This window comes from Rothia nasimurium (assembly GCF_928391935.1).
In the GTDB taxonomy this organism is placed as follows: Bacteria; Actinomycetota; Actinomycetes; order Actinomycetales; family Micrococcaceae; genus Rothia; species Rothia nasimurium_D.
On the sequence record NZ_CAKMTD010000002.1, the window covers coordinates 134,889 to 159,142 of the forward strand.

At 60.8% G+C, this 24,254-nt stretch carries 15 protein-coding genes; 4 read left to right on the top strand and 11 right to left on the bottom strand.

The genetic code is table 11. The features are described from left to right. Positions 1–42: 42 nt before the first annotated feature. A complete protein-coding gene (gene dxs / locus L7A15_RS03925) occupies positions 43–2,019 on the bottom strand; it encodes a 1-deoxy-D-xylulose-5-phosphate synthase (protein WP_237208412.1) in 1,977 nt (658 codons plus the stop codon). A 350-nt stretch (positions 2,020–2,369) separates the two neighbouring features. On the opposite strand from dxs, the gene L7A15_RS03930 reads away from it, so the two are divergent. Then, positions 2,370–3,902 (top strand): alanine/glycine:cation symporter family protein, encoded by a 1,533-nt coding sequence (locus L7A15_RS03930; protein ID WP_237208331.1) that lies wholly within the window; start codon positions 2,370–2,372, stop codon positions 3,900–3,902. A 77-nt stretch (positions 3,903–3,979) separates the two neighbouring features. Further along, positions 3,980–4,603 carry a mismatch-specific DNA-glycosylase gene (locus L7A15_RS03935; RefSeq protein WP_237208332.1) on the top strand — a complete coding sequence of 208 codons (624 nt, stop codon included), beginning with the start codon at positions 3,980–3,982 and terminating at the stop codon, positions 4,601–4,603. Positions 4,604–4,791: 188 nt separating this feature from the next. Here L7A15_RS03935 and acnA read toward each other — a convergent pair whose 3' ends face one another. After that, a complete protein-coding gene (gene acnA, locus L7A15_RS03940) occupies positions 4,792–7,476 on the bottom strand; it encodes an aconitate hydratase AcnA (protein WP_237208333.1) in 2,685 nt (894 codons plus the stop codon). Positions 7,477–7,766: 290 nt separating this feature from the next. Here acnA and L7A15_RS03945 point away from each other — a divergent pair, with 290 nt between their 5' ends. Then, the gene (locus L7A15_RS03945) at positions 7,767–8,531 is read left to right on the top strand and encodes a hypothetical protein (RefSeq protein ID WP_237212302.1); all 765 of its coding nucleotides are present in this window, start codon (positions 7,767–7,769) and stop codon (positions 8,529–8,531) included. A gap of 81 nt (positions 8,532–8,612) precedes the next feature. Continuing rightward, positions 8,613–11,195, top strand: coding sequence for a DNA gyrase/topoisomerase IV subunit A (locus L7A15_RS03950; RefSeq protein ID WP_237212303.1), 2,583 nt, complete (start codon positions 8,613–8,615; stop codon positions 11,193–11,195). 135 nt (positions 11,196–11,330) lie between these two features. Here the strand turns inward: L7A15_RS03950 and L7A15_RS03955 are convergent, their stop codons facing one another. The 9 genes from L7A15_RS03955 to L7A15_RS03995 form a co-directional block, all read right to left on the bottom strand. Further along, a complete protein-coding gene (locus tag L7A15_RS03955) occupies positions 11,331–11,828 on the bottom strand; it encodes a hypothetical protein (protein WP_237212304.1) in 498 nt (165 codons plus the stop codon). Between the two features lie 171 nt (positions 11,829–11,999). Next, positions 12,000–15,695, bottom strand: a complete 3,696-nt coding sequence (gene cydC / locus L7A15_RS03960; RefSeq protein WP_237212305.1) for a thiol reductant ABC exporter subunit CydC — start codon at positions 15,693–15,695, stop codon at positions 12,000–12,002. A 210-nt stretch (positions 15,696–15,905) separates the two neighbouring features. Further along, entirely contained in the window at positions 15,906–16,985 is a 1,080-nt protein-coding gene (cydB, locus tag L7A15_RS03965) for a cytochrome d ubiquinol oxidase subunit II (protein ID WP_237208337.1), read from the bottom strand. 15 nt (positions 16,986–17,000) lie between these two features. Next, positions 17,001–18,572: a cytochrome ubiquinol oxidase subunit I gene (locus L7A15_RS03970; protein ID WP_237208338.1), complete on the bottom strand. Its 1,572-nt coding sequence runs from the start codon at positions 18,570–18,572 to the stop codon at positions 17,001–17,003. Between the two features lie 263 nt (positions 18,573–18,835). Next, on the bottom strand, positions 18,836–18,997 hold the full coding sequence (locus L7A15_RS03975; protein WP_237212306.1) for a hypothetical protein: 162 nt from the start codon (positions 18,995–18,997) through the stop codon (positions 18,836–18,838). 37 nt (positions 18,998–19,034) lie between these two features. After that, a complete protein-coding gene (locus L7A15_RS03980; protein ID WP_237189208.1) occupies positions 19,035–20,963 on the bottom strand; it encodes an ATP-binding cassette domain-containing protein in 1,929 nt (642 codons plus the stop codon). 10 nt (positions 20,964–20,973) lie between these two features. After that, positions 20,974–22,044 (bottom strand): peptidoglycan-binding domain-containing protein, encoded by a 1,071-nt coding sequence (locus L7A15_RS03985; RefSeq protein WP_237189207.1) that lies wholly within the window; start codon positions 22,042–22,044, stop codon positions 20,974–20,976. Next, positions 22,041–22,880, bottom strand: coding sequence for a hypothetical protein (locus L7A15_RS03990; RefSeq protein WP_237189206.1), 840 nt, complete (start codon positions 22,878–22,880; stop codon positions 22,041–22,043). The genes L7A15_RS03985 and L7A15_RS03990 overlap by 4 nt, the downstream gene beginning before the upstream one ends. 267 nt (positions 22,881–23,147) lie before the next feature. Then, positions 23,148–24,164 carry a malate dehydrogenase gene (locus L7A15_RS03995; protein ID WP_237189205.1) on the bottom strand — a complete coding sequence of 339 codons (1,017 nt, stop codon included), beginning with the start codon at positions 24,162–24,164 and terminating at the stop codon, positions 23,148–23,150. Positions 24,165–24,254 lie beyond the last annotated feature (90 nt).

Sequence of the window (24,254 nt, forward strand, 5' to 3'; positions counted from 1 at the left end):
TGAGTGGGTGCAGCCAGGACCGGTAGGTCTAGGCCCAGCACCCTAGTGGCTGTGCTTGGGCTTTTCTCCTACGGTGCGGGCGTAGGGCACCATGTCCCCGGCCAGCTGGGCTAGAATGTCGGCGCTGATTTTCTCTGGGGTGAGGCCCACCTCTTCGAGGATTTCGTGGCGTTCGGCGTGCTTGATGAACTCGGCGGGCAGGCCCAGTTCGTTGAGGGCGGTGTCGATTCCGGCGGCCCGCATTTCCTGGCGGATTCGGGAGCCTACGCCACCTGCTCGCACGCCGTCCTCGAGGGAGACGACGATTCGGTGGTCCCTGGCCAGTTCCAGGACGGAGGCGGGCACGGGCATGACCCAGCGGGGGTCGATGACGGTGACGGAGACGCCCTGGTTTGTGAGAATCTCTGCGGTGTCGAGGGCCAGGCGGGCAAAGGCCCCTACGCCGATGAGCAGGACGTCGCGCTGGCCGGATTCGGGGTTGACCTGCCCGTGGCGGGCCAGGACGTCCACCCCGTCGGCTAGGCGTTCGAGGGCGGGAATGTCGGCCCCGACGGAGCCCTTGGGGTAGCGTACGACGGTGGGGGCGTTGTTGATGGCAACGGCTTCGCGGAGTTCTTCGCGTAAGGTCACGGCGTCGCGGGGGGCGGCCATGTGCAGGCCGGGAATGAACTGGAGCAGGGCTAGATCCCACATGCCGTGGTGGGAGGCGCCGTCGGGGCCGGTGACGCCGGAGCGGTCCAGGACGATGGTCACGCCGGCCTGGTGGAGGGCAACGTCCATGAGGAGCTGGTCGAAGCCCCGGTTGAGGAAGGTGGCGTAGAGGGCGACGACCGGGTGCTGGCCCCCGTAGGCCAGGCCGGCGCTCATGGCGATAGCGTGCTGTTCTGCGATACCGACGTCGATGACGCGGTCGGGGTGGGCTGCTGCCATGGGCTTGAGGCCCACGGGAATGAGCATGGCCCCGGTGACGCCGACGATATCGGGGCGTTCATCGGCGATATCCTTGATTTCTTGGGCGAAGACGCTGGTCCAGGATTTGCCGGAGGACTTAGCCAGGGCTTCTCCGGTGTCGGGGTCAATGACGCCGACGGCGTGGAACATGTCATCCTTGTCGCTGACAGCCGGAGCGTAGCCGTGCCCCTTTTCGGTGATGGCGTGCACGATCACAGGCCCGCCGAAGTTCTTTGCCTGGTGGAGGGCCGTTTCAACGGCTTCCTGGTCGTGGCCGTCAATGGGGCCAACATACTTCATACCCAAGTCTTCGAAGATCCCACCGGGGACCATGACGTCCTTGATTCCGGCCTTCATGCCGTGCAGGCCCCGGTAAATCATCTGGCCAACTGGCCCGCCCTTCTGGAGTTTAGTGCGGGCGCAGTCCAGGGAGCGTTCGTAGCGGGAGTCCAGACGTACCTGGTCGAGCTTATTCTGCACCTCTTGTTTGAGGGCGGCCAGGTGGTTGGCGAAGCCGCCGACGGTGGGGGCGTAGGAGCGGCCGTTGTCGTTGACAATAATGACAACCTTGCGATCACGGTCAGCGGCGATATTATTGACGGCTTCCCAGGCCATGCCGCCAGTGAGGGCCCCGTCGCCAATGACGGCTACGGTGTAACGGTCGGTCTGCCCGGTGAGTTTATAGGCGCGGGAGATTCCGTCGGCCCAGGACAGGGAGGACGAAGCGTGGGAAGACTCAACGATGTCGTGTTCGGATTCTGCCCGCTCGGGGTAGCCTGCAATGCCGCCCTTTTGGCGTAGGGTCGCAAAATCCTGGCGGCCGGTGACCAGCTTGTGAACATAGGACTGGTGGCCGGTATCAAAAATAATGGAGTCGGTGGGTGAGTTAAAAACTCGATGGATGCCAAGGGTCAGCTCTACAACTCCGAGGTTAGGCCCAAGATGGCCACCTGTTCGGGAAACGTTGCTGACAAGGAATTCGCGGATTTCCTGGGCAAGTTCTGCCAGCTGAGCGTCGCTCAGGGCTTTGAGGTCGCCCGGTTCTTGGATCGTTTCAAGCAGTCCCACGGTTTCTCCCTTGTTGCCGGGCCGCTCCCCCACCCTAATATCTGCGGACGTAGGGCCTTGGGTTTCCCGGTGCGGATCGAGTTGCGCTGCAGGTGAGATGTCCTGCAATTAAGCTACTTTACCCGGTCGGGTGGGAGTTTGACGATTCACAGTGTGAGAGGGCGGGACGGTTTCTGTGTTTCTTACATGTAAACGTGGGCGTGGCTGATTCGAAACACCTGCAGGGGAGTTTATTATCTTTGTTCAACAGCTCACACTGTGCACCAGGACATAGATCTGGTTCACAGCGAAGCTCATTCATCACGCTGCTGGCCTCCCCCCGCCAGCTCACACACGAATGGAATGTTGAAATGTCCGAAGTCATCAACTGGGTCAACAATATTATTTGGTCCCCTGTTCTGGTGTACCTCTGCCTGGCTGTTGGTGTGTACTTCACCATCCGCACCCGCATGCTACAGATCCGCCAGATTCCCACCATGATTCGCGCAACCTTCAAGGGCGAGTCTTCCAAGGACGGCGTCTCGTCCTTCCAGGCTCTTGCAATGTCACTTGCAGGTCGCGTGGGTACCGGTAACATCGCAGGTGTTGCAACCGCTATTGCTTTCGGTGGTCCCGGTGCCGTTTTCTGGATGTGGACTGTCGCTTTCTTGGGTTCTTCGACCTCCTTTATTGAGTCCACCCTGGGCCAGATTTACAAGGAGCGCGACAAGGTTACCGGTGAATACCGTGGTGGCCCGGCCTACTACTTCGAGAAGGCCTACCGCCACACCCAGTACTCCGGCCTTTTCAAGGTCTATGCCTCCATTTTTGCTTTCGCTACCGTCCTTGCCTGTGGCTTCTTCCTGCCCGGTGTGCAGGCTAACGGTATTGCTTCCTCCATGCAGGGTGCCTTCCCTGATGTTCACCCCTGGATGACTGCCACCGGTATCACCATCCTGCTGGCCTTCATCGTCGTCGGCGGCGTCAAGCGTATCGCAACCTTCGCCTCCGTTGTAGTGCCCTTCATGGCAATCATCTACATTGTCCTGGCCATGGTCGTTGCCTTCATCAACATCAACATGCTGGGCGATGTCATCAACCTGATCTTCTCCTCCGCCTTCGGTCTGCACGCCACCTTCGGCGCGATCATCGGTTCTGCTGTTGAGTGGGGCGTCAAGCGCGGTATCTACTCCAACGAGGCTGGCCAGGGCACCGGCCCCCACGCTGCTGCGGCCGCTGAGGTCAAGCACCCCGCCGCCCAGGGCTTCGTCCAGGCTATGGCTGTCTACATCGACACCCTCTTCGTCTGCTCCGCCACCGCCTTCCTGATTCTGTCCACCGGCATGTACCGGGTCTACGAGGGCGGCACTGCCGACACCCCCGTCCTCTCCGAGGGTCACGGAGGCCTGGCTGAGTCTGTCACTGTTGGCCCGGCTTTCGCCCAGTCAGCCTTTGATACCTTCATCCCGGGTGCTGGCCCCATCTTCATTGCTGTATCCCTCGGCTTCTTCGCCTTCACCACCATCGTGGCCTACTACTACATGGCTGAAACCAACCTGCGCTACCTGACCCGCAACTTCAAGAGCGAGCTGGCCTCAAACGTCCTGCTGCGCCTGCTCCAGCTCCTGATCCTGGTTGCTACCGTCATTGGCTGTGTTTCTACCGCTGGTGACGCCTGGACCCTCGGTGACATCGGTGTGGGTCTGATGGCCTGGCTGAACATCGTCGGTATTCTGGTGATCCAGAAGCCCGCCCTGCAGGTACTCAAGGACTACGAGCAGCAGAAGAAGCAGGGTCTTGACCCCATGTTCGACCCCCGCCCCCTGGGTATCAAGAACGCTGATTTCTGGGAAACCTACTACGATGTGAAGACCGGCGCTATCCCGGTACAGGACGCCAAGTAACCGTCTCTACGATCTAGCATCAAGTGCCCCGCACCACCCTAGGCTGTGCGGGGCACTTCTGCGTGTAGGGTAGGGTCATGAGCACTCTTCACCCCTCCCCGCTGGGCGACCAGCGCCCCACTCGGGAGCAGCTTCAAGACTTCGTCAACGGCACCCTTGATGACCGATTACCTGCGGCTGGCACTCCCCTCCGTCTGCTGATCGTAGGCATCAACCCCGGGTTGTGGACGTCCGCAGTCAACGCCCCCTTCGCTTTTCCCGGTAACCGCTTCTGGCCATCGCTTGATAGGGCAGGCATCGTCACTCCCAGGGTGGACGCTTCACGCGGCTTGAGCGACGAGGTTGAAGAACAGTTAGCCCGCCTGGGTATCGGCATAACCAACCTGGTTGACCGGGCAACTGCACGGGCTGACGAGCTCACAGCCCAGGAGCTGAAGGACGCCCTCCCCCGGATAGTTGCCCTCACCCACGCCTATAGACCGCAGGCTGTAGCGATTGCGGGAATCACAGCCTATCGGACAGCCTTCGGCGACAGGAAGGCTCAGCTGGGTCGACAAGACACCTCCCAGATTGAGGGGTGGAACCCGGCGAGCCAGCTCTGGGTCGTGCCTCAGCCTAGCGGTTTGAACGCCCACGAAAATATTGATTCCCTAGCGGATAAATGGCGACAGGTCTGGGACTCCACGCAACCGCTCGCCTAGCCACCCCCGTCCCTGCCGCCGTCCCCGCTGCCGCACATAAGGGACCAGATTCCTCCCCAAATCCTCAATGCCTACCGATACTTCGAACAGTTATCTGGTCCCAACTCTATAGAAAACAAACAAAAAGGTCTGTGGCCCCCACTGAAAAGTGGGGGCCACAGACCGTGCACCTGTTAGCGCTCTAGAACTTAGGAGCCGCGAACCAGGTTACGCAGGACGTACTGCAGGATGCCGCCGTTGCGGTAGTAGTCGGCTTCACCGGGGGTGTCGATGCGAACTACAGCGTCGAACTCGGTGACCTTGCCGTCTTCTGCGGTGGCGGTGACCTTGAGGGTCTTGGGGGTGGTGCCCTCGTTCAGTTCGGTCAGGCCGGTGATATCGAAGGTTTCGGTACCGGTCAGGCCGAGTGATTCGTGGGATTCACCGGCAGGGAACTGCAGGGGTACAACGCCCATACCAATCAGGTTTGAACGGTGGATACGCTCGAAGGACTCAGCGATAACTGCCTTGACGCCCAGCAGGGTGGTGCCCTTAGCAGCCCAGTCACGGGATGAACCGGTGCCGTATTCCTTACCGCCCAGAACAACCAGCGGAATGCCAGCGGCCTGGTAGTTCATGGAGGCATCGTAAACGGTGGACTGTTCGCCGTCCTTGGTGAAGTCGCGGGTGAAGCCGCCTTCAACGCCGTCCAGAAGCTGGTTCTTGATACGGATGTTGGCGAAGGTACCGCGAATCATGACCTCGTGGTTACCACGGCGGGAGCCGTAGGAGTTGAAGTCCTTGCGCTCTACACCGTTTTCAATCAGGTACTTACCTGCGGGGGTGTCAGCCTTGAAGGAACCTGCAGGTGAGATGTGGTCGGTGGTGACAGAGTCGCCCAGCTTGAGCAGGACGCGGGCGCCCTTGATGTCCTCAACAGGGCTGGTTTCCATGGTCATACCCTCGAAGTACGGGGGCTTACGCACATAGGTGGACTTGTCGTCCCACTCGAAGGTGGAGCCGGTGGGGGTCTCCAGGGACTGCCAACGCTCGTCACCGTCGAAGATGGTGCCGTATTCCTTGTTGTACATCTCGGTGTCGAGCGACTCGTCGATGATCTTCTGGACTTCTTCGGGGTCGGGCCAGATGTCCTTGAGGTAGACCTCGTTGCCGTCGGCATCGGTGCCCAGGGAGTCCTTCTCGAAGTCGAAGTCCATGGTACCGGCCAGGGCGTAGGCGATGACCAGCGGCGGGGAGGCCAGGTAGTTCATCTTGACGTCCGGTGAGATACGGCCTTCGAAGTTACGGTTACCTGAGAGGACGGCGGTGACGGAGAGGTCTTCGCTCTGGATTGCCTCTGAGATTTCGGGCTCCAGGGGGCCGGAGTTACCGATACAGGTGGCGCAACCGTAGCCGACGACGTAGAAGCCGAGCTTCTCGAGGTCAGGCAGCAGACCTGCCTTCTCGTAGTAGTCGGTGACGACCTTTGAGCCGGGGGCGATGGAGGTCTTGACCCAGGGCTTGGCGGTCAGGCCCTTGGCGGCGGCATTGCGCGCGAGGACGCCTGCAGCCATCATGACCGAGGGGTTGGAGGTGTTGGTGCAGGAGGTAATCGAGGCGATGGACACTGCACCGTTCTTGAGCTCGAACTCGCGGCCGTCTGCCATGGAGACCTTGGCTGACTTGTCGGTTTCGCCGTCCTTGGCGTAGTTCTTGATGTCGGAGGCGAACTGGCTCTTGGACTCTGAGAGCAGGATGCGGTCCTGGGGACGCTTGGGGCCTGCGATGGAGGGGACCACGGTGGAGAGGTCCAGTTCCAGGTACTCGGAGTATTCGACGTCGACGGAAGGATCGTGCCAGAGGCCCTGTTCCTTGGTGTAGGCCTCGACCAGGGCGACCTGCTCTTCGCTGCGGCCGGTCAGGCGCAGGTATTCGAGGGTCTTCTCGTCGATGGGGAACATGGCGGCGGTGGAGCCGAACTCGGGGCTCATGTTGCCGATGGTTGCACGGTTGGCCAGGGGCACCTGGCCTACGCCTTCGCCGTAGAATTCAACGAACTTGCCGACGACGCCGTGTTCGCGCAGCATTTCGGTGATGGTCAGAACGACGTCGGTTGCGGTAGCACCGGAGGGGATGGAGCCGGTGAGCTTGAAGCCGACGACGCGGGGAATCAGCATGGAGACGGGCTGGCCGAGCATTGCTGCTTCAGCTTCGATACCGCCAACGCCCCAGCCGAGGACGCCCAGACCGTTAACCATGGTGGTGTGGGAGTCGGTACCTACGACGGTGTCGGGGTAGGCGCGGAGGACGCCGCCGACCTCGCGGGCCATGATGGTGCGGGCCAGGTATTCGATGTTGACCTGGTGGACGATGCCCATGCCCGGGGGTACGACCTTGAAGTCGTCAAAGGCGGTCTGGCCCCAGCGCAGGAACTTGTAGCGTTCGCCGTTGCGCTGGTATTCGATGTCCATGTTGCGGGTGATCGCGTCGGCGGTGCCGAAGGTATCAATCTGCACGGAGTGGTCGATGACCAGTTCGGCTGGTGCCAGGGGGTTGATCTTGGAGGGGTCGCCGCCCAGTTCCTTCACGGCCTCGCGCATGGTGGCAAGGTCGACGACGCAGGGGACGCCGGTGAAGTCCTGCATGATGACGCGGGCGGGGGTGAACTGGATTTCGGTATCGGGCTCTGCGGTGGGATCCCAGTTGGCGAGGGCCTTGATGTGACCTTCAGTGATGTTGGCGCCGTCTTCGGTGCGCAACAGGTTCTCAAGCAGGACCTTGAGTGAGTAAGGCAGCTTCTGTGAGCCTTCGACTGCCTTGAGTCGGTAAATTTCGTAGTCGGTTCCGTTGACGTTGAGAACGCCCTTTGAACCGAAGCTGTCCACAGTGCTCATATGTGTGGGACTCCTCTCGACACTGTCATACGATTGGACCTGCGCCACCGGGTCCACCGCTACTGTGCAGTGGGTGTGTGATGCTCATGGTTGAGCCGGTGGGCATGGGTCCACTGCCTTTAGTGTACCGGGTATCACGTTGTTCACATATTTTGAAGACGACCCGTAAGCAAATGTTTCGTCTACCGGCTTGTGGGGGCGGACGCCGGGGCCACCTCGGGCGCGACTTTTCGGCTTTGGCAAGGAAAATGTGCCGTTAATATATTGCGTTCTCGTGCCAGAATAGGGCCATGACAGCTTCTTTTTCTTCTCCTGCAAAGGCGCAGACCAACCTGGTAGCCACGTCCCTCAATGTGGCTTTTCGTTGGTTACTCATTGGGTGTACCACGGTTTTTGCGCTGGCTACTTCCGTTAATCATCTCCTACCGTCCACGGTTCCTCTTCCTCTTCTATCTACCGTGGTCTGGGTAGCTGGTCTGTCATTTCTTACCGCCCTTCTTGCCCTGGTGGGTATTGGGGTAACCGCAATTGTGCTGGCACCGTCCACGCCAACCCGTCAGGCCCCGTCCGGGCAGGGTAGGCGGGCACCGGGCATCCGCCTACCCCTTGCGTTGAGTGGGCTTGGTCTTCTGCTGGCTATCTACTACGGTCTGCATGTCTTTTGGTGGAACCCTCTGGCTGTGGCCCCGGGCTATACCCTCACGGAGGTGTATGGCCAGCTAGCTGAAGCCGGAGAATTTAGCCTCGTCACAGTGGTGGGGTGGGGGCTTACCGTTGCCCTGCCACTCCTTGCCCTCCCCTGGGTGCATGAGTGGTTGAGTGTCATACCCTCCTATACTCCCCTGAGGGCTGTGGGCTTCTGCGCCCTGGTGGTAGCAGCCGCGTCCTTCCTACTCTATTTAGGGTGGGGCTGGCATATGGGTATGGGGCTGGCTGATACCTTTATGACCAGCGGTGCTGACCGCTCCCCCACAGCTATTCCATTCGGCGTGGCCGTCCTAGCCCTCGGCACCCTGGGCATCTACGGGCTCTTTGTGCCCGCCCGCGCCCGTTAGCACCAGTAGCCAACCTGCCAGCGTCCCCCTTTCACGGTAGAATAAACGAACCTATGTTCGAATTCCCAGGAAGAGGTCTCGATGGCTCGCCGCACCACCGCGCACGATGACTACCCCACCGACGTCGTCGAAAATATCGTCGATATCGACGTGACGAGCGAGATGGAAACCAGCTTCCTGGAATACTCCTACTCGGTCATCTACTCCCGCGCCCTGCCCGATGCCCGCGACGGCCTCAAACCCGTGCAGCGCCGAATCCTCTACATGATGCAGCAGATGGGCCTGCGCCCCGACAAGGGCCACGTCAAAAGCGCCCGCGTCATCGGCGAAGTCATGGGTAAACTCCACCCCCACGGCGACGGCGCCATCTACGACGCCATGGTGCGCCTAGCCCAACCCTTCTCCATGCGCCTGCCCGTGGTCGACGGCCACGGCAACTTCGGCTCCCTGGACGACGGCCCGGCAGCCTCCCGCTACACCGAGGTCCGCATGGCCCCGGCGGCCCTGGCCATGACCGCCAACTTGGACGAAGACGTCGTCGACTTCGTACCCAACTACGACAACCAGTTCATGCAACCGGCCGTCCTGCCCGCAGCCTACCCCAACCTGCTGGTCAACGGCTCAGCCGGTATCGCCGTCGGCATGGCCACCAACATGGCCCCCCACAACCTGCGCGAGGTTATCGCCGCAGCCCGCCACCTGCTGGATCACCCCGAGGCAACCCTCAAAGACATCATGAAGTTCGTGCCCGGCCCCGACCTACCCTCCGGCGGCACCATCGTGGGCACCACCGGCATTAAGGACGCCTACGAAAAGGGCCGTGGTATCTTCAAGACCCGCGCCAAAGTCTCCATCGAACAGGTCACCGCCCGCAAACAGGGCATTGTGGTCACCGAGCTGCCCTACCTGGTCGGCCCCGAAAAGGTCATCGAAAAAATCAAGGACGGCGTCAACTCCAAGAAGCTGCAGGGTATCTCAGACGTCGTTGACCTGACCGACCGCAAAAACGGTCTGCGCATGGTCATTGAAATCAAAAACGGTTTCAACCCCAAGGCCGTACTCGCCGCCCTCTACAAGCACACCCCACTGGAAGACTCCTTCGGCATTAACAACGTAGCCCTGGTGGACGGCCAGCCCCAGACCCTGGGCCTGCTCGACCTGCTGCACGTCTACGTTGACCACCGCCTGGACGTCGTGCGCCGCCGCACCAGCCACCGCCTGGGCAAGCGCCGCGACCGCCTGCACCTGGTTGAGGGTCTGCTGGTGGCCATCGTCGATATCGACGAGGTCATTCAGATTATCCGTTCCTCCGACGAAACCGCCCAGGCCCGTGAACGCCTCATGCAGATTTACGACCTGAGCGAGGTGCAGGCCAACCACATTCTCGAACTGCGCCTGCGCCAGCTCACCAAGTACTCCCGCATCGAGCTTGAAGCCGAACGCGACGAACTCTTGGCAGAAATCGCCTCCCTGGAAGAAATCCTCGGTTCTGACGCCAAGCTCCGCGCCCTCGTCTCCGAAGAACTGCAGCAGGTCGCCGACGAATACGGCACCGACCGCCGCACCAAGATCGTCACCAAGGACGAGCTGGCCGACGCAGTGGCCGCCCTCTCGGCGTCCGCCTCCAAGGCCAAAAAGGAGGCCGGCCTCTCCCTGGAAATCGCAGACGACCCCTGCTGGGTCCTGCTCTCCACCAGTGGCCAGTTTGGGCGCACCAAGGGAGTCAAGGGGGCCCGCCCTGCCCTGGTTGACCCGGGCAAACGCCTCAAGCACGACGCCCTGCTCTCCCTTGTACCCACCACCGCCCGGGGTGAAATCGGGGCTGTCACCTCTACCGGCCGCCTGGTTCGGGTCCCTGTCATCGACATCCCCGTCCTGGAAGAAGCCGGGGGCAGCCCCCAGCTCGCCAGCGGAGTCAAGGTCGCGGACGCCATCACCCTAGCCCGTGGCGAAAAGCTCGTCGGCCTGGTTCCGCTCAACGCCATCCTGGCCCTGGCTACCGAACGCGGCGTCGTCAAACGAGTCAACCCAGACTACCCGCTCAACGCCACAGAGTTTGAGATTATGAAGCTCAAGCCCAAGGACGCCGTCATAGCCGTAGCCGTCTGCGATACCGATGATATGGTGCTCACCTTCGTCACTGAACAGGCCAAACTTCTCACCTTTGATGCATCCAAGGTACGCCCCCAGGGACGTACCGGCGGCGGCATGGCCGGTATGAAGGTAGCCGACGACGACAGACTCATCGCCTTCGGCGTCACCGCCCCCGGCGCGGACGCCCAGGTTGTCACCATCACCGACGGCGGTGATGAAGGAGCCACTGCCAAGGTCACCGAGCTCACCGAGTTCCCCCAAAAGGGCCGCGCCACCGGTGGCATCCGGGCCCACCGCTTCCTCAAGGGCGAAACCGCCCTCGCCCTGGCCTGGGTAGGTGTCGGCCCAGCTAAGGCTGTCTCATCAGCCGGGGTTGCCCGCACCCTGCCTACCGAGTTCGGCCCCCGCGACGGCTCCGGCGTCCTGCTTGCCCAGGGCATCGACGCTATCGGGCCCAACTACCAGGCCCTGACCTCCCCGGCTCCTGCCTCAGAGGAGACCCCTGTGAAAGCTGAGGCTCAGGTAGAGGCTGATCTGCCAGTTGAGCCAGAAGAAGACGCCCTCTTCTAAAGAGATTAGGGAGCGGACGCACCCTCACCGACTAACCTTCTTGCGGGTTCGCTAGCGCTCACGCGCAATTCATGCCAGCCCCAGCCAGTCGGTTACGGGCGCGCCCGCTCCTTTCTTCCACTACGCTGCTTTCCGCTACACTGCTGAACGCAGCCGGGAGTTCGCCTCAGCAACAACCTGCTCGGGGTTGCTAGCGGACGCCGTCACCCGGCTACCGTTGGTCAGGGTAAAGGTGACGGAGGGGCCGCCGGTCAGGTAGCCGGTGTTACCTCCGCCCATAATTCTCAGACCAGCCCCCTGCACCAGACCGGTCACTGGGCCTACCTCCGCTTTCTCAATCTCGCTGTAGGGTAGCTCTTTCGAGAAGAACTTCATGGTGGTGATTTTGACGGAAGTGTCCAGCAGGTCAATGCGGGTACTGCTGAAGATGATCGGAATAATGATCAGTGCTACGGCAGCCCCCACAAACACTGAAATAAGAAGCCCCTGGCTGCTGCCGTCCTTGTCGACGGGGCCAAAAATCAGAATCGGCAGGGTGACGCTGACCAGTACAAAAGCTACTACTCCGCAGAGGAATAGCTTGAAATTCTTGGTCAGGGGCGCAACATAGCTCTGTTCTTGAAGAGTAGACATGAGGAATCCTAAATTTCTGTTTGGCTAGCTTCAGGTAGGTAATACTTAGAACACACTTTACCCCCCATAGAAAATTTCCAGACAGCAGGTGGTTTCTGTTGCTGCCCTAGATAGAGAAAACCCCTCCCGTATCGTCCTTTGACAGGAACCACAGGAGGGGTCTTCTACCTTCTATCGAAGTTTCACCACGGTATCGCAGGCGGCAATGTCTTCGGCACGGTGGGAAACCAGGACGACGGCGGGCAGTTTGGTCTTGCCGTCAGAGGCCTCACTGGCCCCCCGCTTGGTGCCCCGGGCAACCTCACTGATGAGGGCGATTGCTGCAGGGGCGTCCAGGTGGGCGGTTGGCTCATCCATGAGCAGCAGGGGCGAATCAACCAGGAGAGTTCGGGCAATAGCGATACGCTGACGCTGCCCGCCAGATACATAGGAGCCACCCGCCCCCACCAGGGTGTTGAGGCCCAGCGGCAGGGAGCGCACGAAATCACCGAGGCCTACCCGGTCGAGAACCTCAAACATTTCCTCCTCGCTGGGGCGTTCGTCCGCCGGGCGGGCGATGGCCAGGTTGTTGGCAATCGTGGACTCAAAAATGTAGGCAGACTGGGGGCACCAGGCGGCGTAACCGCGCAGGCTATTGGCATCAAAGACCTTCCCGTTGACCCGGATATTACCGCGTTCAGCAGGCAGGAAGCCCAGTAGGGTTGCCAGGGCCGTGGTCTTACCGGAGCCAGAAGGGCCGGTGATGCCCAGCCACTGGCCCGAAGAAACTGAGGCCGACAGCCCTGTAAAGACGTGTTCGTTCATGTCGGGCCAACGGGCAGCCAGGGACTCTAGTTCCAGGGTAATCGAGTTGTGCGCGGCCCGTTTCTTGCTGCCGATGCCGGGGTCACCCAGGATATCCCGGATTCCTTCTTCAACTTCTCCCTCAGTTTCGCGTCCTTCCCGGTCAAAGGTGTCCAGGTGGTCGCGGGTGCGCTCAACCAGGGCTGCGAAGGCAGGCCAGCCCCGTACTGCTTCAACGTGGGCTGCGGTGGTCTCAAAGAGGCCAGTGAGCATCAGTACGACGATGGCTGCGGTGGGGGCAGAAATGTCACCGGCCTGGACGGAAGGCCACACGGCTGCAATAACGCCGAGGGCGGCCCCCCACCAGGTAAGTATCATCAGCGCCTGGCCAATGCCGATGGCCCGGGAGCTGCGCAGCTTGGACTTGCTGGCGGCGCCGTCCTGACGGGAAATAGCAAGGGCTACGGTCTGGTCTAGCCCGTTGTTGTGAAGGTCAGTTGCTGAGTCCAGGGCTGAAACGCCCAGGCGCAGCATGGCTGCCGTTTCGTAGCGGGCGATGGCGTCTGCCCGTCGGTCTGATACTCGCACTAGGGCGGGAATAAGAACAGTTGCTACGAGTACAGCGGCACTCACCGGCAGCAGTGCTGTGGGGGTTGCGACGGCGGTGACGACCAGGACCAGGAGCATAACAATGAGGTGGGAGGCTACCGGCAGGATGACGCGGGGAATTGCGTCGCGAAGTTCGTCAATGTCGCCAATGAGACGGTCAAGGATTTTGTCACCGCGCAGGAGGGAGCGGACTGACAGAACAGTGCGTCCGGCAGCGTCCCAGGCCCTAATACGTAAGGTATTTGCAGCGCGGAGGACGACGTCGTGGGTGCGGAGGCGCTCAGCGTACCGGGCGGAGGCCCGGCCCAGCCCAAAGAAGCGGACGCCAGTCACGGCAACGAGTAGGTACATCATGGCTGGTTGCTCGGCAGCTCGCACAATCAGCCAGCCGGAGAGGGCGGTGAGGCTCACGGCAAAGCAGACAGTCAAAACGGAGAGCATCACGGGCAGGACTGCGTCGCGCAGTCGGATGCCGGTGAGCATGCCCGTGTTGCGGAGTGTGGCAAAAATACTGCGGTGACGGGTGCGGGTTCGTCGGGTGGGCTGCTGATCCTGGGCGGCGACGGGGCGGCTGTCTTCCATTTCGCCGGTTGCTACGGCGTCGGACAGGGTGCCCAGGGCATAGGCGCCCAGGCCGACTGTGTTCTGGCTGGTGAGCTCCCAGTCGATGCCGTGTGGTTTCGGGACTGCCGTCAGCACGTTGTTGGTGGCGGCGGCTAGTTTGGTGTCGTGGGTGACGATGATGAGGGTGGCGCCGGTTTCCTGGAGGGCAGCGAGGGCGACGTTAACCTTGGCCGCTGAGATGGGGTCTAGGTGGGCGGTCGGTTCGTCGATGAGGACGGTGACGTGGTCTGCCTGGGCTTGGAGGGTTGCGACCCTAGCTAGGGCGCGGGCGATGGCCAGGCGGCGCATCTGGCCGGCGGAGAGGGATTCGGGGGGAAGGTCTGCTAGTTCGCCAAGGCCAACTGCGGTGAGGAACTGCCCGAAGTATTCGCGGTCTTCACTGATGAAACGCGGGGTGGTTTCGAGTAGGCCGGAGGCGTAGGTGATGCCGTCTAGGGCGCCTTCGCCCTTGGTGACGGTGGCGTAGAGGGCGACTTCTGCCAGGGCGGTGGGGGCGATGAAGGTTGGGGACTGGCTGATCCAGACGGTTTCTCCGGTGCCGGAGACGAGGCCGGAGACGTGTATGGGGGCGCTGGTTCCTGTCGGTACTAGGTCGTTGCGGAGGGCACCGCCCAGGACGGAGAGCAGGGTGGTTTTTCCGCAGCCGGAGGGGCCGGTGATGGCGGTGGTGGTGCCGTGACGCAGGGTGAAGCTGACCCCAATGAGGGTGCGGTCCCGGCCAGGGTAGGATACGGAGAGCTGGCGCACGGAAATGCGGTCGCCGCCGGGGGCGACGGTGGGGTGCGGGATGGGCTGGTCGATGATGGCCTGGGCCCGGCGTAGGGCGGCAACCCCGTCTTCTGACTGGTGGTAGGCGGTGCCGACGTCGCGCAGGGGCTGGTAGCATTCGGGGGCTAGGAGCAGGGCGAAGAGGGCGACGTCGAGGCCGAGTTCCCCGTCAACTAGGCGCAGGCCGATGAAGACGGCTACCAGGGCAACGGAGATTGTGGTGATGAGTTCCAGGGCCAGGGATGAGAGGAAGGCTGACCGTAGGGTGTACATGGTTGCCTTGCGGTAGCGTTCCCCGAGGTCGCCGAGGGCCTTGGACTGGGCGCGGGCGCGGCCTAGGCCGACCAGCACAGGCAGGCCCTTGACCAGTTCAACGATGTGGTCTGAGAGGCGCAGCAGGTTGCGCTGGGCGCGGGCTGTATCTTCTGCTGTGGTCCGTCCGATCAGCACCATGAAGAGGGGGATCAGGGGCAGGGTGAGCACAATGATGAGTGCCGATACCCAGTCGTAGAAGGCAATAAAGATGAGGAGCAGGGTGGGAATGACCGCTGTGGAGACGAAGGCGGTGAGGGTCTTGGTGTAATAATCGTCCAGGGCTCCTAGGCCACGGGAGAGTAGGACGGCGGTGGCCCCGGTGCCGTCGGGGGTGTCAATTCCGCCGGTGGCAAGGACCCGTCGAATGAGCTGGCGGCGAATTGTGGTCTTAGCGCCGGTTGCAGCTTTTTGGGCGTAGAAGGCAAGGGACCAGTCGGCTGCGGCCCGGATCATGAGCGCAATAGCGCCGGTGACGGTGAGCGAGAGTAGGGACAGGTCCATGAAGGGGGCGGCGAAGAAGATACCGTCCAGCTGGGCCTGGCCGTTCCCGGCGAAGACTGCGAGCTGTTCTGCGTGGGCGCTTTCGTAGCTTTTGCCTTCGTACATGACGGCGTAGGTCATGCGGGCCAGCAGGGTGATTGCGGTTCCCAGTACGGCAGCAAAGACGATCAGTGCAAGGGTTTTGATCGCCGTTAGCACTGCGAAAATAGCGAGGTTTCGTTTGGCGTTAGGCCCAAGTGGGGGCCGTTTGCTTTCAACGGTTGCCATGATGTGAGTGAATCGTCCTTGAGGCCGCGAACAGTTTGTTCACCATTCTAGTGGGTTAGTCAGGGAGCTGTGGGCTCCTACTTGAGGATTGCTGGTGGGTATCAGCACAGTTTTTGGAGCCGGGGGCTCCTGGTGGTGAAAGGACGCAGGGAACCTGGGTTCCCTGCGTCCTTGCGTGGGTGGGTGCCGGGCGGCACCGGGGGCTGGCGCTTAGGCGTTGTGGGCTTTTGCGCGGGTGGGCAGAGTGGCCAGGTCGGCTGCGTCGTGGGCGGCCGGGATGTGGTCAACGTGGAGGCGCTTGCGGAAGACCCAGTAGGTCCAGCCCTGGTAGACCAGCAGGATCGGGACGCCGAAGAGGGCGACCCAGCTCATGACCTTGAGCGTGTACTCGGAGCTTGAGGTGTTGCTGATGGTCAGGTTGTAGGCTTCGTCGAGGGTTGAGGGCAGCACGTTGGGGTAGAGGGCCAGGAAGATGGCCAGCACGCCGAAAGCAATGAAGACTGCGTACCCGGCAAAAGCCTTACCCTCGCTGCGCTGACGGGCAAAGACCCAGGCAACAGCCAGGGCGATAACGGCCAGGACGGTCAGGGCGTAGGAGATACCGTTACCGGTGGTGATCTGCATGTAGAGCACCCAGATGACGGCAGGGAGCACCAACAAGGGGGTGAACTTAACCAGGGCATCTGAGGCGCGGTGGCGGACGTCGCCGTCGGTCTTGAGGGCAACGAAGGTCAGGCCCATGAGCAGGGCCAGGCCCACCATGGACAGGCCGCCCATGAAGACGGCGGGGGTCAGCCAGGCAAAGGCACCACCGACGCGGTCACCGTTAGCGTTGATGGGCAGGCCGGTGGAGGTCAGAGCCAACAGGGCACCGACGAGGAAGGCGATCAGGAAGGAGCCCAGGGAGATAGCCAGAGTCCAGCCAGCGATCCAGCGTTCGGAGTCTTTCTTCCCGCGGTACTCGATAGCAACCGCGCGGAAGATGAGGGCCAGCAGGGCCAGGGTCAGCGGGATGTAGAGGGCTGAGAAGAGGGAGGCGTACCAGAGGGGGAAGGCTGCGAACGTAGCAGCACCGCCGGTCACAACCCATACCTCATTGCCGTCCCAGACCGGGCCGATGGTGTTGAGTAGGAGGCGGCGTTCTTTCTCGTTCTTGGCGAAGAAGCGGCTCATGAGCATGCCTACGCCGAGGTCGAAGCCGTCCAGAATGATGTAGCCAACCCAGAAGAAGCCGATGACGGCGAACCAGAGGGTGGGCAGAAGGGGCTGATCTGCGAAAAGGTCAAACACGGTTCAATCCCTTCTTTAGTAGGCGAACGCGAGGACGTCGCGGTCGTTGTCGGAGTTGTCTGAGTGGGGGTCTTCAACCAGTTCGGGCATGGCTGCTGCTACACCGGCCTTGACGTACTTGGCCAGCAGGTAGACCTCAACGATCATGAGCACGCCGTAGACCAGTCCCAGGGATACGAGGGAGAAGAGAATCTCGTAGCCGGAGACGCCGGGTGAGACGGCGGCGGCGGTGAACATCATGATGGCGGGGTTGCCGTCGGGGTTGGGGGCTACGACGAAGGGCTGGCGGCCCATTTCGGTGAAGATCCAGCCGGTGGCGTTGGCGCCGAAGGGGGCCAGGATGCCGAGAATCGCCAGGTTGGAGATCCACTTGGCTTCGGGGACGGTCCCCTCCCCCTTCTTGCGGGTTACCCACAGGACGTAGAGGAAGGAGAGGGCGCTGATGCCGCCGAAGGTGATCATGCCGCGGAAGCCGTAGTAGGTGACTTCCATGAGGGGCAGGTAGTTGACTTCGGTACCGGCGCGTTCCCCGTAGAGCTCAGGGTTATTCGGGATGGTGCTGCCGTAGGTTTCTTCGTACTGGGGCAGCAGGGTGGTGATGCCGGGGACGTCGGTGGTGAAGTTGTTGTAGGCCAGGAAGGAGAGCAGGCCGGGAATTTCAATCACTGCCTGAACCTCGTCACAGTTCTGGGCGCCAGGTGATGAGAGAGAAAGGACAGAGAAGCCGGTGCCGTCGTGGCAGGCTGCTTCTGCGGCGGCCATCTTCATGGGCTGCTGCTCGATCATGAGCTGGGCCTGGTGGTGGCCGGTGAAGGCGGTGCCGACGAAAGCCAGCAGGCCGACGATAGCGCCAATGCGGAGGGACTTGAACCAGACGGTGAAGTCGGTCTTGTCGCGGGCACCTTCGGTGGTTTCGCCGACGATGACCTTGCCGTTGTCGCCGATGGTGTCGATTCCGTCGCGGCGGCGCTTCCAGAGCTTGTACCAGGCGATACCGACGAGGAAGCCACCGGCAACCTGCAGGGCACCGAAGATGGCGTGGGGGTAGGCGACCAGGGCGGTGTTGTTGGTGAGGACGGCGAGGACGTCGGTCATGACGGGGCGGCCGTCGATCATTTCAACGCCGACGGGGTGCTGCATCCAGGAGTTGGCGACGATGATGAAGTAGGCAGAGAGCCAGGAAGCGGCAACTGCGAGGAAGAGGCAGGCTGCGTGGACCTTGGGCTTGAGTTTGTCCCAGCCGAAGATGAAGAGGCCGAGGAAGGTTGATTCGACGAAGAAGGCGAGCAGGCCTTCCATGGCCAGGGGGGCGCCGAAGACGTCGCCGACGAAGCGGGAGTATTCGCTCCAGGCCATGCCGAACTGGAATTCCTGGACGAGGCCGGTGGCCACGCCCATGATGAAGTTGATGAGGTAGAGCTTGCCCCAGAACTTGGTGAGGCGCTTGTATTCGTGTTTGTTGGTGCGGACGTAGGCGATGTAGAAGCCGGTCACGACGGCGCCGAGGCCGAGGGTGAGGGGCACCATCATGAAGTGGTAGACGGTGGTGATGCCGAATTGCCACCGTGCTAGTTCGAGAGGATCCATTGCTGTCCTTGGGATCGTGTGAGTGTTTTCCGTAGCGCGTTGGGTGCTGAGAGCAGGTGTGTGGTTCCACGCGCGGGTGTTCCGTACCAGGATAGCGCCGGATAATGGGAGGCTTCTTAGGGTGCCTTTGACCTAATAGGGGGCTGATTTGACCTTTATCTTTGGGTCATTTAAACGCTAAGGCCCCACCTGCTGCATGGTGGGGCAGGTGGGGCCTGGGCCGCCCCGGGTGGGCGGGAGGCTTTTAGCGACACTGTGTCTTGTCAGAGCAGGTTTCTGGGGCCCAGTAGGCCGAGGTCAGCTACGGCTTGCCGCTCGTCTGCCAGTTCGGCGACGGAGACGGCGATCCGCTCCTGGGCAAAATCGGCGTGCTCCTGACCGTGAATAATCTCATATCCAATGGGTGGACTAACCCTATCTGGCAAGCGAATACTACCCAGGGAAATGAGGGCAGATACCTATCTAGGCCCTCATCGCTTCTGCGGGTTGTGCCTGGGCTGCTAAGTAAGCGGGGTAGGCGGCGGAGAGCATACCGGTGAGGGCGCCGATGGCGAGGCCGATCCAGATCCAGCCGGTAGACATGACAGGGGTCCAGCCCAGGTTGAGGCTGGTAATAACTATGCCGAGGGTGCCGAGGCTGGCTCCTGCAATTCCGCCCGCTAGACCGACGAAGGTTCCTTCGAGCAGGAAGATTCTGAGGATTGAGGCTTTGCTTGCTCCGATGGCGCGGCGCAGGGCTATTTCGGTGCGTCTGGATTGCACTGAAGTGTAGAGGGTGGTGGCGCTGGTGAGGCTGGCGAGGAAGATGAGGAGCCAGGAGATTCCGGTGACGAGGGTGGCGAGGTTGGAGGATACGCCGCGTTGGATATTGCGCAGGTCGGCTACGGTGCTGACGCTGACGGTTTCGGGGGCTACGGGGTTGATGATGAGAGGCAGGGCTTCGGCGAAGGGAGCCGGGTAGCCCGGTTCTGTGCGTATGAAGAGCTCGCTTTCTACCACTTGGCTTGCCTGTTCAGGAGTCAAGCCGTAGCTGTAGTTGGTGTAGATGTTGGAGCTAGCGGTTACGTCCCTGGGGCTGTCATCCACCAATCCCAGCACGGTCACAGGTTTACCCGCTAACCAGATGATTCCGTTGCCGCTGTTGGGGTTGCCTATGCCGAGTTCTTCGGCGGCTTTTGTTCCGACGAAGGCTACGGGGTGGTTTCCGTCGAGTTGCCAGAGGGCGTGGGGGTGGCTGACGGTTGCGTCGAGGTAGGTGAAGTGCTGTGAGTCTACGGCGTAGGCGGTGCCGCTGAATCCGCTGGGAAGGTTGGGGAGGGCGCTGGGCGCGAGGTCACGGGTTGAGAGGTAGCGGGAAGCTGTGACGGTTTTCGCACCGGGGTAGCTGGCGATTTCTTGGGTGAGGGTGTTGATGTTTTTGCCGTCGTAGGCGGTAGTGGCGTCGGACGGTGTGATAGTGGCTTTGACGTCGTCGAGGGCTGCGGTGGCAAGGGTTTGGGAGACTTGTTGGGAGGCGGTGGCGGAGAGTCCTTGGGCGGCTATGAGTCCGCCGACTCCGAGCATGAAGGCGAAGATGAGGGTGAGGGCTTTGATGGGGGTGATGGAGATGTAGTTGAGGGCATCGAGGGCGTCGTCTACCCAGGGGCGGGTGTTGCCTTCTGCTGTGGTGTTGCGGGTTGGTGTTCTGGGTGCGGTGGTGCCGGGTCTGGGGTGGGTGGCCCCGGTGTCTTTGATGATTTTTCCGTCGTGGAGGGTGATTTGGCGAGGTACCTGGCTGGCGAGGGTGGGGTCGTGGGTGATGAGTATGACGGTGGTGCCGGTGGCGTTGATGTCTTTGAGGTGGTTGAAGACTAACTGGGCATTTTTGGAGTCTAGGTTGCCGGTGGGTTCGTCGGCGAGGAGGACGCTGGGTTGGGTTGCCATGGCGCGGGCGATGGCGAGGCGTTGGCGTTCGCCGCCGGAGAGTTCGTTGCCTTTGGCGTTGGTACGGTGGTTGAGCCCTGTTTTGTTGATCCAGGTGGCGGCTCCCGTGGCGCGGTCGGAGAGAGGCCGGTTTTGGGTGCGGAGCCCGAGCATGGCATTTTTGGTGACGGTTTCGTAGCCGAGCACGTGGGAGGCTTGGAAGATGAAACCGAAGTAGTGGGAGCGGAGGATGTCGCGTTCGCGGGCGCTGACGTCCTTGAGGTTTTCGCCGTCGATGGTGTAGGTGCCGCTGTCTGCGCTGGTGAGTAGGCCGAGGACGTTGAGGAGGGTGGATTTACCGGAGCCGGAGAGCCCGGTGATGGCAATGAACTCTCCGGCGTGTATGTCGAGGTCTATGGAGGACAGCGCGGGAATGTCTTGATTCTTGTATTCCTTGGTGATTCCTCGGAGTGTGATGAGTGGTTGCACGGGGTTACTCCTAGGAAACGCGGACGCTGGTGCCTTCGGTGAGGCCTTCTGTTTCTTCGATTCCGGCCCAGCCTTGTACCTGGGTGAGGACGGTGACGTTGATGCGGGTACCGTCCTCGGTGAGGACGTAGGTGGTGGTTCCTTCTTGGCGGATAGCGACGGCGGGTACGGCTAGGTATTCTTTGGTGGAGGCGTTGAGGCTGAGGGTGACGATGGTTTTGTTGTCGGGGATTGTTGGCAGGTCTGGGGGAAGGTTGACGGTGAGGTCGTAGCCGGGTAGGAGGCTGTCGGTGCCTTCTTTGAAGTCACTGAAGCTGTAGTCGGTGGTGCGGGTGATTTCGCCGTTGGGGCCGGTGACGGTGACTTCGGGCTGTTCGTCGAAGTCAGTTTTTTGGGCGACGCCTATGCGGGCGGTGATGTTGCGGGTGCCACTGTTGGTTTGGAAGAGTACGGCGTTTTCTGCGGTGTTGGTGCCGGGTGTGGTGACGGTACTGACCGGGGGTAGGTCTGCGGGGATAGGGAGGAAGGTGCCGGTGTGGAAGCAGATTTTTTCGCCGCAGGGGCTGGTGTATCCGATGTTGGCGAAGAGTCTTTCTGCGGCTTTTTCTGTGGGTTCGTCGAATTTTCCGGTGATGGTGAGTGGGTAGCCGAGTTGGTTGAGGATTTCTTGGATTGCTTCGATATCGTAGCCTGCGTCCCCTGGGTGGACGTCGCGGTAGATGGGTTTGTTGGACCCGGTGACTGCGATGACGGGGTTGCTGTCTACGGTGGCAACGAGGGTTCCGGGGCGTACGGTGTCGCCGGGTTTGACGGCGACGGTGGTGACGACTCCGGTGCCCTTGTAGGTGATGTCTTGGGACGGGGGTACATGGACGCTGCCCTGGTAGGTGGCGGTGGTGCCCAGGGTGCGGCGTTCTGCGGGGGCGTGGACGGCGAGAGTAGTTTGGGCGGAGGCGAGCGCCTCGTCCTGGCTGCTGGAGCTGTTTTTGCCGATGATGAAGCTGGTAACTGCTACCAGCAGGCAGGCGAGCACGAAGCCGAGGACGAGGCGGGGGTTAGCCACTCTGCGGGTGGGGTTCACGGGGTGATTCCGTTCTGCAGGAGAACTTGCTTGGCCTGATTAACATATTCTTCCTTGCGCTCGCCCAGGGTGTTGAAGGCGGCCTGGTTCTTTTCGATGAGGGCCTGTTCGTATTGGGCTTGGGCGTCATAGTAGCGTTCCATAAGCCGCACGTCTTTTTTGCACTGGACATCAACCAGGGCCTGCTTGATGTTGGCTTCCTTTTCTTCTGGAATTACGGGGATGGGCTGTTCATAGGTGGTATCCATTGGGATGCCTTGGCCCTCCAGGCATTGGATCCACTCTTGGACTGCAGAATTTACATCTGTATCTTGAGTCATGAGCGTTTGCACCTGCTGACTCACTTCGCTCAAAATAACCATGTCTCCGACAGGCCGGGCAGAAACACCTCTCATGATGACGGGTATTTCGTCCCCCTGGGTCTTCTCAAGGCAGTCTGATTGCACCTTATTGCGCTCGGGATTTTCATCAGTTTCGCCTTGGTCGAGGTAGACCTTGCCCTGCACCGGGTTTATGTCATATCCATATTTTTCAGCAAAGGGATAGGACCAAACGGCATATGGAATATGTGGCCTATATTCAGTTTGGTAGGTGTGACGGCTGGTTTCATACCCAGCATTATTCACGCATTGTTTAAAAGGGAAAAAGTTTGCAGTGATAATCATTGTAAATTCGTCCTCAGAATGAACATATCGACTGAGGGGAGTTTCTACAATTTGTTTCTGCTCATCAAATATGGCGTGAATATTTTGATAGGCGTTTCTATCTACCTCTGGGATATCTAGAGCAGAAGCTAGATCACTAGACTCGGGTTCCTGTGAAGCCTGGTTGCCCATGTTTCCACAAGCAACCAGGCACAAGCAACCGATTATCATGAATGAGGTGGTTACTTTCTTAAACATATTATCTAGGGTTTCTTATTCACTACAGGAACCAGCAAACATGAACGATTTGCAATCATCGCCCATAGAACACTCATCTCCGAAGGCTTCATTGCCTTTTCCTTTCTAGGAGTGGGGGGTCTTCCCCCCCCAAGAAATTCAACATGATTTGATGCACATCACATTAGTTCTGATTGGTGCTTAATGTCAAGAACTTTTTCCCTATCGCTTACCTAACAAGCCTAGGGTTTCCACAGCCTGGCGTTCTTCTGCCAGCTCAGAGACAGAACGCTCAATCCGCTCTTGAGAGAAAGCCCCATGGGCCAGGCCTTGAACGATTTTATAGCCACCGTCAGCACAGCGCACGGGGAAAGAAGAAATCAGCCCCTCAGGCACACCGTAGGAGCCGTCCGAGGGAACAGCCATAGAGGTGGTTCGCTCCCCCGTTCCCAGCACCCAATCCCTGACATGGCAGAGGGCGGCATGGGCTGCCGAAGCGACAGATGACCCACCGCGCACCGCGATAATTTCAGCACCCCGGTTAGCAACGGTCGGAATGAAAGTCTGCTCAAGCCACTCCTGACCCAAACCCTTCTCCGCCAAAACCTCCCAGGCCGGGCGTCCGCCCACCGTGGCGTGGAAAACATCGGGGTACTGGCTGGCAGAGTGATTACCCCAGATCGCTAGCCCCTCAATCTCAGAAACCGCAGCCCCGGTTGCGCCAGCCAGCTGGCCGACAGCCCGGTGGTGATCAAGGCGGGTCAGGGCAGTGAAGCGTTCCAGGGGGACGTCCGGTGCATGGGAGGCCGCAATCAGGGCGTTGGTGTTAGCCGGGTTGCCCACGACAGCAACCTTCACATCATCAGCAGCATGGTCGTTGATAGCCTTCCCCTGCACCGAGAAAATACCACCGTTAGCTTCAAGCAGGTCGGCCCGTTCCATACCCTTGGTGCGGGGGCGGGAGCCAATCAGCAGGGCGATATTGGCCCCCTCGAAGCCGACTGCCGGGTCGTCCGTCATCTCAACAGACTCCAGCAGGGGGAAGGCGCAGTCGGTAAGCTCCAGGGCGGTGCCCTCAGCAGCTTTCAGGCCAGCGGGAATTTCCAGCAGGCGCAGGCGGACGGGAGTATCCGGCCCCAGCATCTCACCAGCAGCAATACGGAAGAGGGAGGCGTAGCCGATTTGCCCGGCGGCGCCGGTGACGGTCACAGTAACAGGGTGCTTCTTTGCATGTGTCATACACAACAGTTTACTCCTGCACTCGGCCAGCTAGGCGGTAGCCCAACTGTTCAAAGCCAGATTTTTCCGGCTACAGGGTAACAAAGGTTT